Origin of the sequence: Kiloniella laminariae (assembly GCF_027214005.1) — a bacterium.
In the GTDB taxonomy this organism is placed as follows: Bacteria; Pseudomonadota; Alphaproteobacteria; order Kiloniellales; family Kiloniellaceae; genus Kiloniella; species Kiloniella laminariae_A.
The window spans coordinates 166,831-180,383 of the sequence record NZ_JAPWGY010000005.1 but is presented as its reverse complement, the minus strand read 5'-3'; the positions used below and the strand labels follow the sequence as shown (position 1 = coordinate 180,383).

Here is a 13,553-nt window from a genome sequence, read left to right as displayed (position 1 = left end):
TTCTATCCTGTTAACTTATACCAATCGGGACTGTTCAATTGCCGCTTTTACAAAAGAAGTGAACAGCGGGTGGGGATCAAATGGTCTGGATTTCAGTTCAGGATGGAACTGAACACCGATAAACCAGGGATGATCCTCAAGCTCAACAATTTCCGGCAATTTGCCATCAGGCGAAAGACCAGAGAACTTCATACCAGCTGCTTCGAGCTTTTCACGATAATTTATGTTTACTTCATAACGATGGCGATGGCGTTCCTGAATGGTTTCAGTACCGTAAGCTTCACGAACCCTGGACCCTTCACTCAAAGTGCAAGGATAAGCTCCAAGGCGCATTGTTCCGCCAAGATCACTTCCATCACTGCGCTGCTCAAGTTCGTTACCACGGGCCCATTCTGTCATGATACCAACCAATGGCTGCTCACAGGGACCGAACTCAGATGAGCTTGCGTCCTTAATGCCTGCCAGGTTTCTGGCTGCATCAATAACCGCCATCTGCATACCGAAACAGATCCCGAAATAGGGAACATTGCTTTTGCGGGCAAACCCCGCAGCGGCGATTTTCCCTTCGGAACCACGCTCTCCAAAACCGCCAGGCACAAGAATGCCGTGGACATTCTCCAGCGCTTCAACAGCACCTTCACCTTCAAAAATCTCGGAATCAAGCCAGTTGATATTGACCTTGACGTTATTGGCAATACCGCCATGAACCAGCGCTTCGGCCAGTGACTTATAGGCATCAAGTAAAGATGTGTATTTGCCAACCACACCGATTGTGACTTCGCCGTCTGGTTCCCGAATGGTTTGTGTCACCTTGTCCCAACGATCGAGATCAAGCTTTCCATCCATCTCCAGACCGAAGTGACGACAGACTTCCTCATCAAGACCGCGCTCATGATAGGCCCGAGGAACTGCATAAATCGTATCGACATCCAGCGCCGGGATCACGGCTGTCTCACGCACATTACAGAACTGGGCAATCTTGCGTAATGCGCCTTCGGGAATTTCCTGTTCACAGCGACAAAGAAGCATATCCGGCTGGATACCCAGCGACTGAAGCTCTTTGACCGAGTGTTGTGTCGGTTTGGTTTTCAACTCACCGGCAGCACGCAGATAAGGCACCAGCGTCAGGTGAATGAAAAGACTGCGCTCACGGCCCAGTTCGTTTCCGAGCTGGCGTATCGCTTCAAGGAAAGGCAGGCCTTCGATATCTCCAACCGTGCCCCCGATTTCACAAAGAATAAAATCTTCGTCCCCGAGATCGGACATCACAAATTCTTTAATCGCATTTGTGATGTGTGGAATGACCTGAATCGTTGCGCCGAGATAATCTCCGCGACGTTCCTTTGCCAGAACCTCCGAATAGATCTTTCCGGTCGTGACATTGTCACTTTTACGAGCCGACACTCCTGTGTAACGCTCGTAATGACCAAGATCTAGGTCAGTTTCCGCGCCATCATCCGTAACAAAAACCTCACCGTGCTGGTAAGGGCTCATGGTACCGGGATCTACATTGAGATAAGGATCAAGTTTGCGAAGGCGAACCTTGTAGCCGCGCGCTTGAAGCAGCGCACCGACAGCCGCGGAGGTCAAACCCTTCCCGAGAGAAGAAGTCACACCACCGGTAATAAAAATAAAGCGCGTCATGAAACTCGTTGTCACTTAAGCAGTTTCAACAAAACCGGGACCCTCTCGGTCCCGGTCAATGATAATCTGTAACGGATATAATCCGAAACTTATTCTGAAACCGGTGGAGCAACAGGCTGCTCGACCTCAGTTTCAACCGCCGGAGCGATAATATCATCCGTAATAGAACGGGTGCTGCGACCTGTATCAGCAAGAATGGTCAACAGCAGGCTGGAAACAATAAAGGCTGTCGCAAGCGCAGCTGTTGTCCGTGTCAACAGGTTCGCGGTTCCGCGCCCTGTCAGGAATCCACCGAAACCGCCAGCACCGCCACCACCGCTTCCGCCGATCCCCAAGGCACCACCCTCACTTTTTTGAACAAGGATAATGCCGATCAACGACAGTGTAATCAGCAAATGAATGACCAAAAGGACTTCGTTCATCTTAGCAGTCTCTCAAACTTTGCGGGTGAAACCACCCAGGTCATCACACAGAAACTCCCGACATCCCGGATGTAAGGAGATAATCTGTGTGCCTATAGAAGATCTTTAACAGGCTATTTAGCCTGTTCAGATCGATATGGCTAGGGTCATCTGACACCAATGGCCCAAAAATCTTCAACCTTCAGGCTGGCACCTCCGACCAGAGCACCGTCAACGTTAGACACACCAAGCAATTCAGCCGCATTGGAAGGCTTCACAGAACCACCATATAAAATCTTTAATTTGCCGTCTGTCGCCTCATCAAAATGACGATCCAGCAAACCACGGATAAAATTGTGAACTTCCGCGACATCATCTGGTGTCGCCGTTTTTCCAGTACCAATAGCCCAAACAGGCTCATAGGCCAAAACCACATTTACAGAAGTTGCTTCATCAGGCAGTGATTCGCGCACCTGCTGCTCGACAACCTTAAGAGTGTCTCCGGATACACGCTGCCCTTCGGTTTCACCAATGCAAATTATCGGGATCAGCCCTGCTTTGATGGCCGCACTGCTTTTTGCCTTTACATCCGCACTGCTTTCACCGTGATCAGTTCGTCGTTCGGAATGCCCTGTCAGAACATACTGGCAGCCAAGATCTTTCAAAAGCTCGGCAGAGGTGTCGCCTGTGTGGGCGCCAGACGTATTTGCATGACAATCCTGCCCGCCAACAGCAAGAGCTGTGCCTTTGGTCAGCCCGGTTACCTGCCCGAGAAGCGCCGCGGGTGGACAAACAGCAAAGTCGGCAGCTGTGGAATTCTGCTCGAGACGGGATAGAAGTCCACCAACCAGCTCTGAAGCGAAGGCCAGAGAGCCGTTCATTTTCCAGTTACCGGCAATGAGTTTGCGAGCCATATTTCGATTCTCCTGCATTGATATTCGGCATAGCTATACAGATTTTGCACAGACAAACCAAGACTGGACGATGAATTGTTATTGAAATTGTTGTTCTTTCAGGTTTTTACCCCGCAAAAGCGGTCACCCGATCCGTTCTTGAAAAACGCTGTTGCTCCGGCTTGGCCTCGTCCCTAATATGCCCGACACGATTACTAATCAAAAGAACACCATCTTACGGATAGGTTATGGCGAGCAAAAAACCAGGCATTCTTAAACGCATTGTCATCATGGCACTGTTCTCTCTCTTGATCCTCAGCTTTGCGGCTTGGGGAATTCAGGACATCTTCCTGAATCTGGGGGCGAACAATTCTGTTGCCACCGTTGGCGAGGTGGAAGTGACCCAAACCGAGTTCAGCTCCAGTTTGTCCAGAGAAACCAACGCGATCTCTCAACAGGTCGGGCGGGCGCTGGACTTTCAGGAAGCTCAGCAAATTGGCCTTGTAAGTCGCGTTATCTCACGCCTGGTCGGACAGGCACTTTTCCGGGTTCAATCCCAGGAAATGGGCCTGACGGTAACCGAGGACACCCTGAAAAAGGAAATCCTGGACATCCCTGCTTTCCGGAACGAAGTCGGTGTCTTCGACGCCAATCGTTTCCAGAACACGCTGTATCAAGCCGGAATGACAGAAAGCCAGTTCCTTTCTGATCTGGCCAAAGATATCGAGCGGGAACAGATTTCCAATGCCGTAACCGGTTCTGTTTCAGTGTCAAAACAACTGGCAGAACAGCTCTATACCTATAACGCCGAAAGACGTGTTGTTGATTTCATTGAAATCCCTTACACACGTTTCGAAGGCCTTGCCGGACCAACTGATGAAGAGATGGCGGCTTATTACGACGAGCAGAAAAACAATTTTCTGGCCCCGGAGTATAAATCAGTCAGCTATCTTCACCTTGATCCAAAGGAAGCGGCAAAAACCGTTTCTGTAACCCAGGATCAGATCGAAGAAGAGTTCTCCACCCAGAAAGACAGCCTTTCCACCCCGGAGCGCCGGAAACTTTCCCAGATTGTTATCGACAAGCAAGAACAGGCCAAGGCAGCCTATGATCAGCTGGTGGCCGGAGCAACCTTGTCAGATGTTGCACAGGAATATACCGGATCTGATGCAATTGAACTGGGCAATATGTCCCGGGACGATCTTTTGCCAGAGCTGGCTTCGGGCATTTTCTCCCTGACTGCAACAGGTGTAACCGAACCAATTCAGTCTCCACTCGGCTGGCATATTGTTTCTGTCGAGGAAATTACACCAGCCAGCGAAGCTAAGCTGGAAGATGTCCTGTCACAGATTACAGAATCTGCCGCTTTGCGTGCGGCCACGGATGAGCTGATTTCCCTCGCCAACCAGCTGGATGATGAACTCGCAGGTGGCGCTACTCTTACCGAAGCTGCAGGTAAACTGGGGCAGAAAATTAGAAACTACGAAGCAATTGATGCCCAAGGTCTTGGCAAAGACGGAACTCCGCTAGAGGGACTGTCCAGCAACGAAAAATTCCTGGACATCCTTGGACTGACCGCTGCAGGAAATGACAGCCTGCTCACAGAATTGGGAGACGGCGGTTACTTCATTCTCAAAGTAGAAAATGTTACCCCGGCAGCTCCGCGTGCACTCGAGGAAATTCGCCCTGAACTGACTGAACGCTGGCTTGAATCTCGCCGCAAAGCTGAAGCAGAAGCCACAGCCCGTAAACTTGAAGAAGAAGCCCGGAACGGCACAGCGTTACAGGCCGTTACTGACGAAGCTGCAGAACTGATCACCTTTGCAATTGAAGTCAATCGTTCTTCCTCCAATATAGGGAATGCTCTTGCCCCAGGCCTGGTGCAGGACATTTTCAAAGCAAAACAAGGTGATGTACTCAGCGGTGAAGGTGATAGCGGCTATCTGGTAGCAACAGTCACAGGCATTCTGCGTCCAAACCTCTCGGTTGATACAGAACAGGTAAAACTGCTCCAGGACCAGCTCGAAGATTCTTATCGTAACGATGTCTATACCCAGTACATCAAAGCGCTGGAAACGGATTATAATGTCCAGATTAATCAGGGCACGATCAACCAGATCATCAACCCATATGGCACAACAGCAAACTGATGACTGACCCCCTTACATTTGAGGCTTTCTCCAAAAACTACCAACAGGGAAAGCCTCAGGTCGTCTGGACGACCCTTATTGCCGATCTGGAAACCCCTGTCTCTGCCTTCCTCAAGCTGGCAGAACAACGGGCAAACAGTTTTCTCTTTGAATCAGTCGAAGGCGGAAACACAATCGGTCGCTACTCCTTTATCGGTTTTGATCCCGATCTGGTGTGGCGGTGTAATGGGGCAATTGCTGAAATCAACCGGGATTACAAAAAAGATCCTGAGGCCTTCATCAGAGAGCCTCTAACAACCCTTGAAAGCCTGCGCCAGCTTGTTGCCTCCTGCCGGATTGATCTGCCTGACCATCTCCCGCCCATGGCTGCAGGTATTGTCGGCTATATGGGCTATGATACAGTCCGTCAGATGGAACATCTTCCTTCGACAAATCCAGATACACTTGGATTGCCTGAGGGCATGTATCTTCGCCCGACAGTAACAGCCATTTTTGATCGGGTCGAAGACCAGATACTGGTCACAACCCCTGTCTGGCCTCAGGAAGATATTTCGGCGCGCACTGCTTTTGAACAGGCAAATGACCGCCTCGCTGCGGTAACTTCGGACTTCAATTCACCCCTGATTCAAAAGCCAGAAATCCTTGAGGGCGATACTCTTTTCCCCGAAGCAAATTCAAACCTTTCCCAGAAAGAGTTTCACGACATCGTCTTGCGCGCCAAGGAATATATCCTGGCCGGGGATATTTTTCAGGTCGTGCTTTCGCAACGCTTTTCCGTACCTTTCACTCTGCCTCCTTTTGCTCTTTACCGGGCACTGCGCAGACTGAACCCTTCTCCATTCCTGTTTTATCTCAATTTCGGTGACTTTTCAGTCGTCGGATCAAGCCCGGAAATTCTGGTCCGCGTCAGGGATGGCAAGGTCACCATCCGGCCGATTGCCGGAACACGGAAGCGCGGGGCAAATACCCCAGAAGACAAGGAGCTGGCTGCTGACCTCCTGTCAGATCCAAAAGAGCTGGCAGAACACCTGATGCTGCTTGATCTGGGACGCAATGACGTGGGCCGGGTTGCCGAAGTCGGGACGATCTCGGTTACTGAACGGATGATTGTCGAATACTACAGTCATGTCATGCACATTGTCTCCAACGTAGAGGGTACACTGGATACCAAACGGGCAGATCTTATTGACGCCCTTGCAGCAGGTTTTCCGGCAGGCACCGTATCCGGAGCCCCAAAAGTCCGGGCCATGGAAATCATTGATGAACTGGAACCTGAACGTCGGGGTATCTATGGCGGTGCCATAGGCTACTTCGGTGCTGGTGGTGGCATGGACACCTGTATTGCGCTGCGCACAGCTATCGTCAAGGACAAGACCATGTACATTCAGGCAGGCGCTGGTGTCGTGGTGGACTCGGTACCAGAATCTGAATACCAGGAATGTCATAACAAGGCCCGTGCCCTGATCCGTGCAGCTGAAGAAGCTGTCCGGTTTGCTGCCCAGAAACGTAATCTTTAAGGCTTGTTTTAAACGCAGTCTTCACAGAAAAGCCGGTACTGGACCATTTCAGTTTACCGGCTTTTTTAATGCCATGATTTTGGAAATGGGGACAACGTCTATTCCTCGTTCTTCCGCTGCCTTGATCCATTCGTGAAGAACCTTGACTGTCGTTTCATGCGGATGGCCAATCGCAATCGCATGTCCATGTTGACGGGCGATCCGTTCGGCCTGAACCAGCTGTGCAAGAATTTTATCTGTATCCCTGTAGTTATTATCAATAAACACATCCCTGCTCAGCAACGACACGCCTGTTTTAGCAGCACTGGCTTCAACAACACTGTCAGAAGACGTCCTTGAATCCAGAAAGAAATAGTCGGTCTTGGCAATCTGTGCGAGGACCAGCGTCATTCCCTTGTCCCAGGCGGTAAATTTGCTGCCCATATGATTATTGATACCAATATAACCGTCAAACTGGCTCATCCCCCAATCCAGCCGGCTCAGGATCTCCTGATCAGAAAGCCCCGTCAGAAGAGCATTGGGGCCAGGATCAGCACGACCAACCGGCTCCATCGGCACATGCAACATCAGTTCATGCCCCCGGTGGCGGGCCTCTGCAGCCATCGCCTTCACTCCGGGAGCATAGGTCATGAAAGAGAGGGTGATTGACGCCGGTAATTCGATTGCCAGCTCAGCCCCCCTCCGGTTTACGCCGACATCGTCCAGTACAACAGCCACTCTTGGACGTTCGGGGCGGATCCATGAGGTTTTCGAGCGCGGAGCAGCAGACTGAATATCACCCGTATCGTAATCTTGAGGGGGGAGCGCAGCCACCTCAGCTCCGCTGCCATTGGCAGGTTTTGTTTTTTCAGCCGGCTCAGGAATTATGACTGGCGAAGATGACAAACCAGGTGCCGGGTCCGGCCGGGAAAGTTGTTGAGGCGCTGGAGAAGGAATATCACTTCGTCTGCGGTCTGCTTTTTCTGGTTCATCCCTGCGGCTGGGCAGATTATCAGAATGATTGCCTGAACCATCGTCGATAACCGTATCATTAACCGCAATATCACCAAGATTGATCGGGTGGGGCTTGTTCGGGCGCGGCGCCTCAAGGGCCTGTTGCTTCGCCTGGGAAGGTGTTAAAATCTGTTCTGTTTTTTCTTCAGGAACGTTGTTTTCTGTGCGTTGCAAGACCAGAACAGCTGCAATAAAAAGCGAGATAAAAAAAACAAAGCCGATGACAATAAACAGGCTCCACAAGCCGTTATCGGTTTTTTTCTTTCTGCTTGCCGGAGTTTTTCCCTTAGCGCTACTTTTGGTACTCTTTTTCATGAATCCGCCCAGATGAGAGGCTTCATATGTATATCAGCACGCAAGAGGATGGTAGCAGAAACTCGACCTGATCTGTGCGAAAATTGCGCTCCCCTGTCGCTTGAACCTTTGCTCCTCTATTTCCCTCCCCCATTCCCCGCAGCAAAAGAAATCAACGGACATTCGCCAGGTCGTTAAGGATCGGGCAATTGGGTCGATCATCGCCGTGACATTTATCAATCAGAGTGCTCAGGGTTTCTTTCATACTCTGTAATTCAGCGACTTTCCGATCTATCTCTTCTACATGACGTTTTGCCAATTCCTTGACCTGCGCCGAGGCGCGATTACGATCATTCCAGAGCATCAACAGCGCGGAAACCTCCTGGATACTGAACCCCAGGCTTCTGGCGCGTTGAATAAACTTGAGAGTTTCAAGGTCATTTTTGTCGTACGCCCGATATCCTGCAGCAGTCCGGCCAGCCGGCGCGACCAATCCGATTGACTCGTAATAACGGATTGTTTTGGTTGGAAGACCCGATTTTTCAGAAACTTGTCCAATTTTCATAATCTTAATCTATCCTTTTCAGGGAAGAGTACAGTGAAAGTGAACTCGCCATCACAGTTACAGAACTCAAGGCCATTGCCAGACCCGCCAGTACAGGGTTCAACATCCCAGAGGCCGCCAAAGGCAAGCCAATCACATTATAGACAAAAGCACCAAAAAGATTCTGGGCTATTTTTCGACGAATAATCCGCCCCGCTCTGATGGCCCTGTAAACCAGAGCCGGATCACTTTTTGTCAAAGAGGCATCGGCAGAGCTGATGGCAACATCAGTACCATCTCCCATGGCCAGGCCAATATCTGCACCGGCAAGAGCTGGCGCATCATTAATGCCATCCCCGACCATCACCACGACATCTCCCTCTTCATGAAGTTTCTGCAGATAAGCCAGCTTGTCTTCTGGCAAGAGATTGGCTTCAACCTGGTCGATACCAAGAGAATGGGCAACTACCTGTGCAGAAGCCATTTGATCACCGCTTAACATAACAACTTTCAAGCCATCTTCTTTCAAGGCCGTCACGGCAGCATAGGATTCAGGGCGAAGCTTGTCTCTCAGGGCAAAAACACCGAGAGCTTTTCCAGCAGCACCCTCTTTTTCCGCCAGCCATACCAGGGTAGCACCCTCAGCTTCATTGCGCCTTATGAAAGAGCTATAGTTACCAAGATTGATTGCCTCCTGGAGCATCAGCTTGCTGCTGCCCATATAAATTTCCCGCCCCTCATTGTTGGCTTTGACACCAAGTCCCGGAAGAGCTTGAGAGTTTTCAAGTGGCAGGATTCCTCCTGATAGGGGCTGTACTTTAAGGACAATCGCCTTTGATAAAGGATGCGCACTGTCCCGAGCCAGACTTAATGCCAGCGATAACGCTCGATCTGAAGATGCTGGCTCACCAACCATGTAATCCACGACCTCCGGGCGCCCTTCGGTCAAGGTACCTGTTTTATCGAATACAACGGTCGTTGCTTTGGCAAGGCCGTCAATCGCATCTGCATCCTTGACCAAAATCCCCATTCTGGCTGTCTGACCAGACCCGACCATGATTGCTGTTGGCGTTGCCAGTCCCAATGCACAGGGACAAGCTATCACCAGAACCGTAACGGCATTGATAATCGCTACATCGACAGGGATTTCGGCCCAAAGCCACCAGCCCAGGAATGTTGCTGCTGCCAACAATAATACTGCAGGAACAAAAACAGCACTGACCTCATCAACCAGCTTTTGGATTTTTGGTTTGCTGGTACGGGCAGATTTCACCTGTTCGATAATTCGGGAAAGGCGTGAATTTTTACCCAGTGTTGAGGGGCTCACCCGCAAGACCCCCTCACCGTTGATGGTTCCTCCGATAAGGGCATCACCTGCTTTGCGGGCGACCGGCATCGACTCTCCGGTCACCATTGCTTCATCAACCTGGCTAACACCAGAGATGACAACCCCGTCCACAGGAACAGAATCTCCAGGCTTCACAATAACAACATCATCGGCCCGAACATTTTTCGCCAGTATTTCAGTCTGTACCCCTCCGCGTTCAACGATTGCTTTGGATGGTTGCAGATTCATCAACGCCATAAGGGCTTCGTTGGTTTTTCCCTTGGCTTTTTCTTCGAGAATTTTTCCCAGTAACACCAGGGTAATTACAGCTGCTGACGCTTCAAAATAAAGGCTGTGGGCAATATGGGAAGACCAGGAAGTCCACTCGGAAAAATCGCCCAGCATCACAGCAACAGATAAACCAAACGCTGCTGTCGTTCCGACGGCAACAAGGGTATCCATATTACTCCGTCCATGCCTTAGAGCACTCCAGAAACCCTTATAGAATCTTGCTCCAGCCACAAATTGAACCGGTAAAGCCAGAAGCAATTGAAACAAAGGAGGAATCGTTGCAGTAACGCCAAAAGGCATCAGGATCATCTGCCCCACTAACGGTGCCGTCAACAAAGCAGAAACAACCAGCAGCATCGAGGTTTGTGATTTCCTGCTGTCCAGACCGATATCAACAAGAGCATCTTGCTCTTCACTTGCTGTCGAGGCTTTATATCCCGCCCGGGAAACCTGTCCGACAATTGCTTCTTGTACAGTCTCGGTGCTACTCGGCTCCACGACTACTCGCGCAGTGCCCGAAATCAGGTCAACATCAACAGATCGAACACCTTCAGCCTGTGCAATCGCCTTTTCGACTGAAGAGACACAACCAGCACAGGTCATGCCTTCGATCAGGAAATCCAGCGTTACGTCTTGCGTTGCGCTTTCGGAAACCGGGGGCTCGACAAGACGCGCCTGATAGCCCTTTCCTGAAAGTGCCTGTAACAAAAGATTGTTGTCGAGATTAACTGCAGAAACAACAGTCGCACTTCCTGTCAGTAAATCTGGAGATGCACTCAGCACTCCCTCTACAGAGAGAAGCGTTTTCTCGATAGAGCGTACACATCCGGCACAGCGCATTCCCTCAATCGATAATTCTATTGTATTTTGCATCGCAGTAATCTTTCAAAAATCACATCTGCATCAGATATGGAGCTTCCAGTAATGGTAAGGTCAAGCCTTCTTGATCAGTTTTTTTTCAATACAGAAAAAAACCGGCCATTCCTTATTTCCTGCGATGGTCTGAACTGATATAACTTCCGGGATTCATTATAAAAGACTTTTTGTGAAAGCCTGCGTGCCGCAATGTTACTCCTGATCGATAACTATGACAGCTTTACCTATAACCTCTATCACTACCTGGGAGAGCTGGGAGCCACGATATCTGTAGAGCGGAATGACCAGATTTCCGTCGATCAGGTTCTGGAAATGAAACCGGAGCGGATTGTTATATCCCCCGGCCCCTGCGACCCATCTTCCGCCGGGATATGTCTGGAGCTGATTGAACGGATTGCAGGAACTATCCCTGTTCTCGGTGTCTGCCTCGGTCATCAGTCAATCGGACAGGTCTATGGAGCAGAAGTTGTTCGCGCCCCCGTTCCCATGCACGGCAAGATCAGCGCCATCCGTCATAATGGAAAGAGCGTTTTTAAGAATCTGCCTGATCCGCTCAACGTTACCAGATATCACTCCCTGACCCTGGCCCCGGATAGTATCCCCGATTGCCTGGAAGTGACGGCCTGGACGGATGATGGGGTTATAATGGGCCTGCAGCACAAGGATCTACCTGTCCACGGTGTTCAGTTCCACCCGGAAAGCATTGCGTCAGAAAAAGGCCATGACCTTCTGAAAAACTTCCTTACTGTATAAACACGCATCTTTGTTTCAGGAGGCCTGTTCCATGACATCGGAACTGAATGACATAAAATCCATCATTGCCTATACAGCTGATGGCAACAGTTTATCTGTCGAACAGGCTGAACACGCCTTTCTTCTTTTGATGACCGGAGAAGCAACGCCTTCCCAGATTGCAGGCCTGTTGATGAGCCTGCGGGTTCGAGGAGAAACTGTTGAGGAAATCACAGGCGCAGCCCGGGCGATGCGGCGCAAGATGCGCACGGTCAAAATCCCTGCCAGTGCCATTGATGTCTGCGGAACAGGCGGAGATGCCAAAGGCACCTTGAATGTTTCAACAGCCACGGCTTTTGTCTCGGCTGCGGCCGGAGCGATCGTTGCCAAACACGGGAACCGGGCAGCCTCGTCCAAAAGTGGTGCCTCTGATGTTCTGGGGGCTTTGGGTATTGCCATAGAAGCTTCAGTAGAGGTTGTTGAAAAGGCACTGGGTGAAATCGGTACCTGTTTTTTAGCTGCCCCCCTCTATCATTCAGCCATGCGTCATGTCGGGCCAACCCGTGCAGAATTGGGCACACGAACTATTTTCAATCTTCTGGGACCTCTCTCCAATCCAGGGAAGGTCACACGCCAGTTGACGGGTGTTTTTGCGCGCGAATGGGTTGAACCGGTTGCTCTTGTGCTTAAGGCTCTCGGTCATGAAAAAGCCTGGGTTGTGCATGGGGCGGAGGGTCTGGACGAACTTTCCATTTCCGGACTGAGTTATGTATCCGAATTGGATCACGGCCAGATACGTCACTTCGAGGTTACCCCGGAAATGGCTGGATTAAAGTGCTCGCCCATATCCGAAATCATTGGGGCTGATGCTGAATATAATGCAAAAGCCATGCGTACCATGCTTTCCGGTCAGAAGAACGCCTATCGTGATGCGGTTTTGCTGAATACATCTGCAGCCCTGATCGTTGCGGGTATTGCCTCTGATCTCAAGGAAGGTTCAGAACTGGCAGCCAAAGCGATTGATAGTGGCGCAGCCTTGGCAAAATTGGACGCCCTGGTTTCCCTGACAAGTGAAGAGGCATTGTCGTGAGTGATGTTCTAAAGCGTATCTGTGATGACAAGGCTGCCTTTGTTGCCTCCAGAAAGAAAACGATCTCTCTCAGTGACCTGGACAAGAGGGCAAAGGAACAGTCTCCTGCCCGCGGGTTTTACAAGGCCCTGCAACAGCGTTTTGACCTTGGCAGATATGGTCTTATTGCCGAAATCAAAAAAGCCTCCCCGAGCAAAGGCCTGATCCGGGCTGATTTTGATCCGCCTGTGCTTGCCCAAGCCTATCAGGATGGCGGCGCAACCTGCCTCTCTGTCCTGACAGATGAACCTTATTTCCAGGGATCAGACCGCTATCTCGTCGCAGCAAGAGATGCAGTGACCTTACCAGTATTGCGTAAAGATTTTATGCTGGAGCCCTATCAGATTGTCGAATCCCGGGCTCTTGGGGCTGACTGCATTCTGTTAATCATGGCTGCATTGTCTGACAATCAGGCTTCGGAACTGGAATCCCTCGCCTTTGAACTGGGCATGGATGTGCTGGTCGAAGTTCATGACGCCCAGGAGATGAACCGGGCACTGTCACGCCTTTCCTCTCCTCTTCTTGGCATCAATAACCGCAACCTCAAGACCATGAAAATCGATATCGCTACAACAGAAGAGTTGTCGCGGATGGTACCAGCAGAAAAACTGTTGGTTGCCGAAAGTGGGCTCCACACCCCAGAAGACCTGAAACGCATGAAAGCAACGGGTGCGACAACGTTCCTCATTGGAGAATCCCTCATGCGCCAGGATGATGTTGCACAAGCAACACGCACGCTGTTGCAACAATAAGACAAGCCCG

The 13,553-nt window shown here is 50.6% G+C and carries 11 protein-coding genes; 5 read left to right on the top strand and 6 right to left on the bottom strand.

Annotated elements, in window-relative coordinates; genetic code table 11:
- Positions 1-15 precede the first annotated feature (15 nt).
- The 3 genes from O4H49_RS14775 to tpiA all read right to left on the bottom strand — a co-directional run bounded on the left by O4H49_RS14775 (position 16) and on the right by tpiA (position 2,959).
- The gene (locus tag O4H49_RS14775; protein WP_269424203.1) at positions 16-1,644 is read right to left on the bottom strand and encodes a CTP synthase; all 1,629 of its coding nucleotides are present in this window, start codon (positions 1,642-1,644) and stop codon (positions 16-18) included.
- Positions 1,645-1,733: 89 nt separating this feature from the next.
- Complete coding sequence (gene secG / locus O4H49_RS14770) at positions 1,734-2,066, bottom strand: preprotein translocase subunit SecG (protein ID WP_269424202.1); 333 nt, start codon at positions 2,064-2,066, stop codon at positions 1,734-1,736.
- A 146-nt stretch (positions 2,067-2,212) separates the two neighbouring features.
- Positions 2,213-2,959, bottom strand: coding sequence for a triose-phosphate isomerase (gene tpiA, locus O4H49_RS14765; protein WP_269424201.1), 747 nt, complete (start codon positions 2,957-2,959; stop codon positions 2,213-2,215).
- 227 nt (positions 2,960-3,186) lie between these two features.
- Here tpiA and O4H49_RS14760 point away from each other — a divergent pair, with 227 nt between their 5' ends.
- A complete protein-coding gene (locus O4H49_RS14760) occupies positions 3,187-5,088 on the top strand; it encodes a peptidyl-prolyl cis-trans isomerase (protein WP_269424200.1) in 1,902 nt (633 codons plus the stop codon).
- Positions 5,088-6,605, top strand: coding sequence for an anthranilate synthase component I (trpE, locus tag O4H49_RS14755; RefSeq protein WP_269424199.1), 1,518 nt, complete (start codon positions 5,088-5,090; stop codon positions 6,603-6,605). The genes O4H49_RS14760 and trpE overlap by 1 nt, the downstream gene beginning before the upstream one ends.
- A gap of 48 nt (positions 6,606-6,653) precedes the next feature.
- On the opposite strand, the gene O4H49_RS14750 is transcribed toward trpE, so the two are convergent.
- The 3 genes from O4H49_RS14750 to O4H49_RS14740 all read right to left on the bottom strand — a co-directional run bounded on the left by O4H49_RS14750 (position 6,654) and on the right by O4H49_RS14740 (position 10,927).
- Positions 6,654-7,913 carry a divergent polysaccharide deacetylase family protein gene (locus O4H49_RS14750; protein WP_269424198.1) on the bottom strand — a complete coding sequence of 420 codons (1,260 nt, stop codon included), beginning with the start codon at positions 7,911-7,913 and terminating at the stop codon, positions 6,654-6,656.
- A 151-nt stretch (positions 7,914-8,064) separates the two neighbouring features.
- A complete protein-coding gene (cueR, locus tag O4H49_RS14745; RefSeq protein ID WP_269424197.1) occupies positions 8,065-8,457 on the bottom strand; it encodes a Cu(I)-responsive transcriptional regulator in 393 nt (130 codons plus the stop codon).
- A 4-nt stretch (positions 8,458-8,461) separates the two neighbouring features.
- Positions 8,462-10,927, bottom strand: coding sequence for a heavy metal translocating P-type ATPase (locus O4H49_RS14740; protein ID WP_269424196.1), 2,466 nt, complete (start codon positions 10,925-10,927; stop codon positions 8,462-8,464).
- 192 nt (positions 10,928-11,119) lie between these two features.
- Here O4H49_RS14740 and O4H49_RS14735 point away from each other — a divergent pair, with 192 nt between their 5' ends.
- The 3 genes from O4H49_RS14735 to trpC are packed head-to-tail and all read left to right on the top strand — an operon-like array spanning position 11,120 to position 13,543.
- Positions 11,120-11,683 carry an anthranilate synthase component II gene (locus tag O4H49_RS14735; protein WP_269424195.1) on the top strand — a complete coding sequence of 188 codons (564 nt, stop codon included), beginning with the start codon at positions 11,120-11,122 and terminating at the stop codon, positions 11,681-11,683.
- A 31-nt stretch (positions 11,684-11,714) separates the two neighbouring features.
- Entirely contained in the window at positions 11,715-12,752 is a 1,038-nt protein-coding gene (gene trpD, locus O4H49_RS14730) for an anthranilate phosphoribosyltransferase (protein WP_269424194.1), read from the top strand.
- Entirely contained in the window at positions 12,749-13,543 is a 795-nt protein-coding gene (gene trpC, locus O4H49_RS14725; protein WP_269424193.1) for an indole-3-glycerol phosphate synthase TrpC, read from the top strand. Before trpD ends, trpC begins: the two co-directional genes overlap by 4 nt.
- Positions 13,544-13,553: the final 10 nt, after the last annotated feature.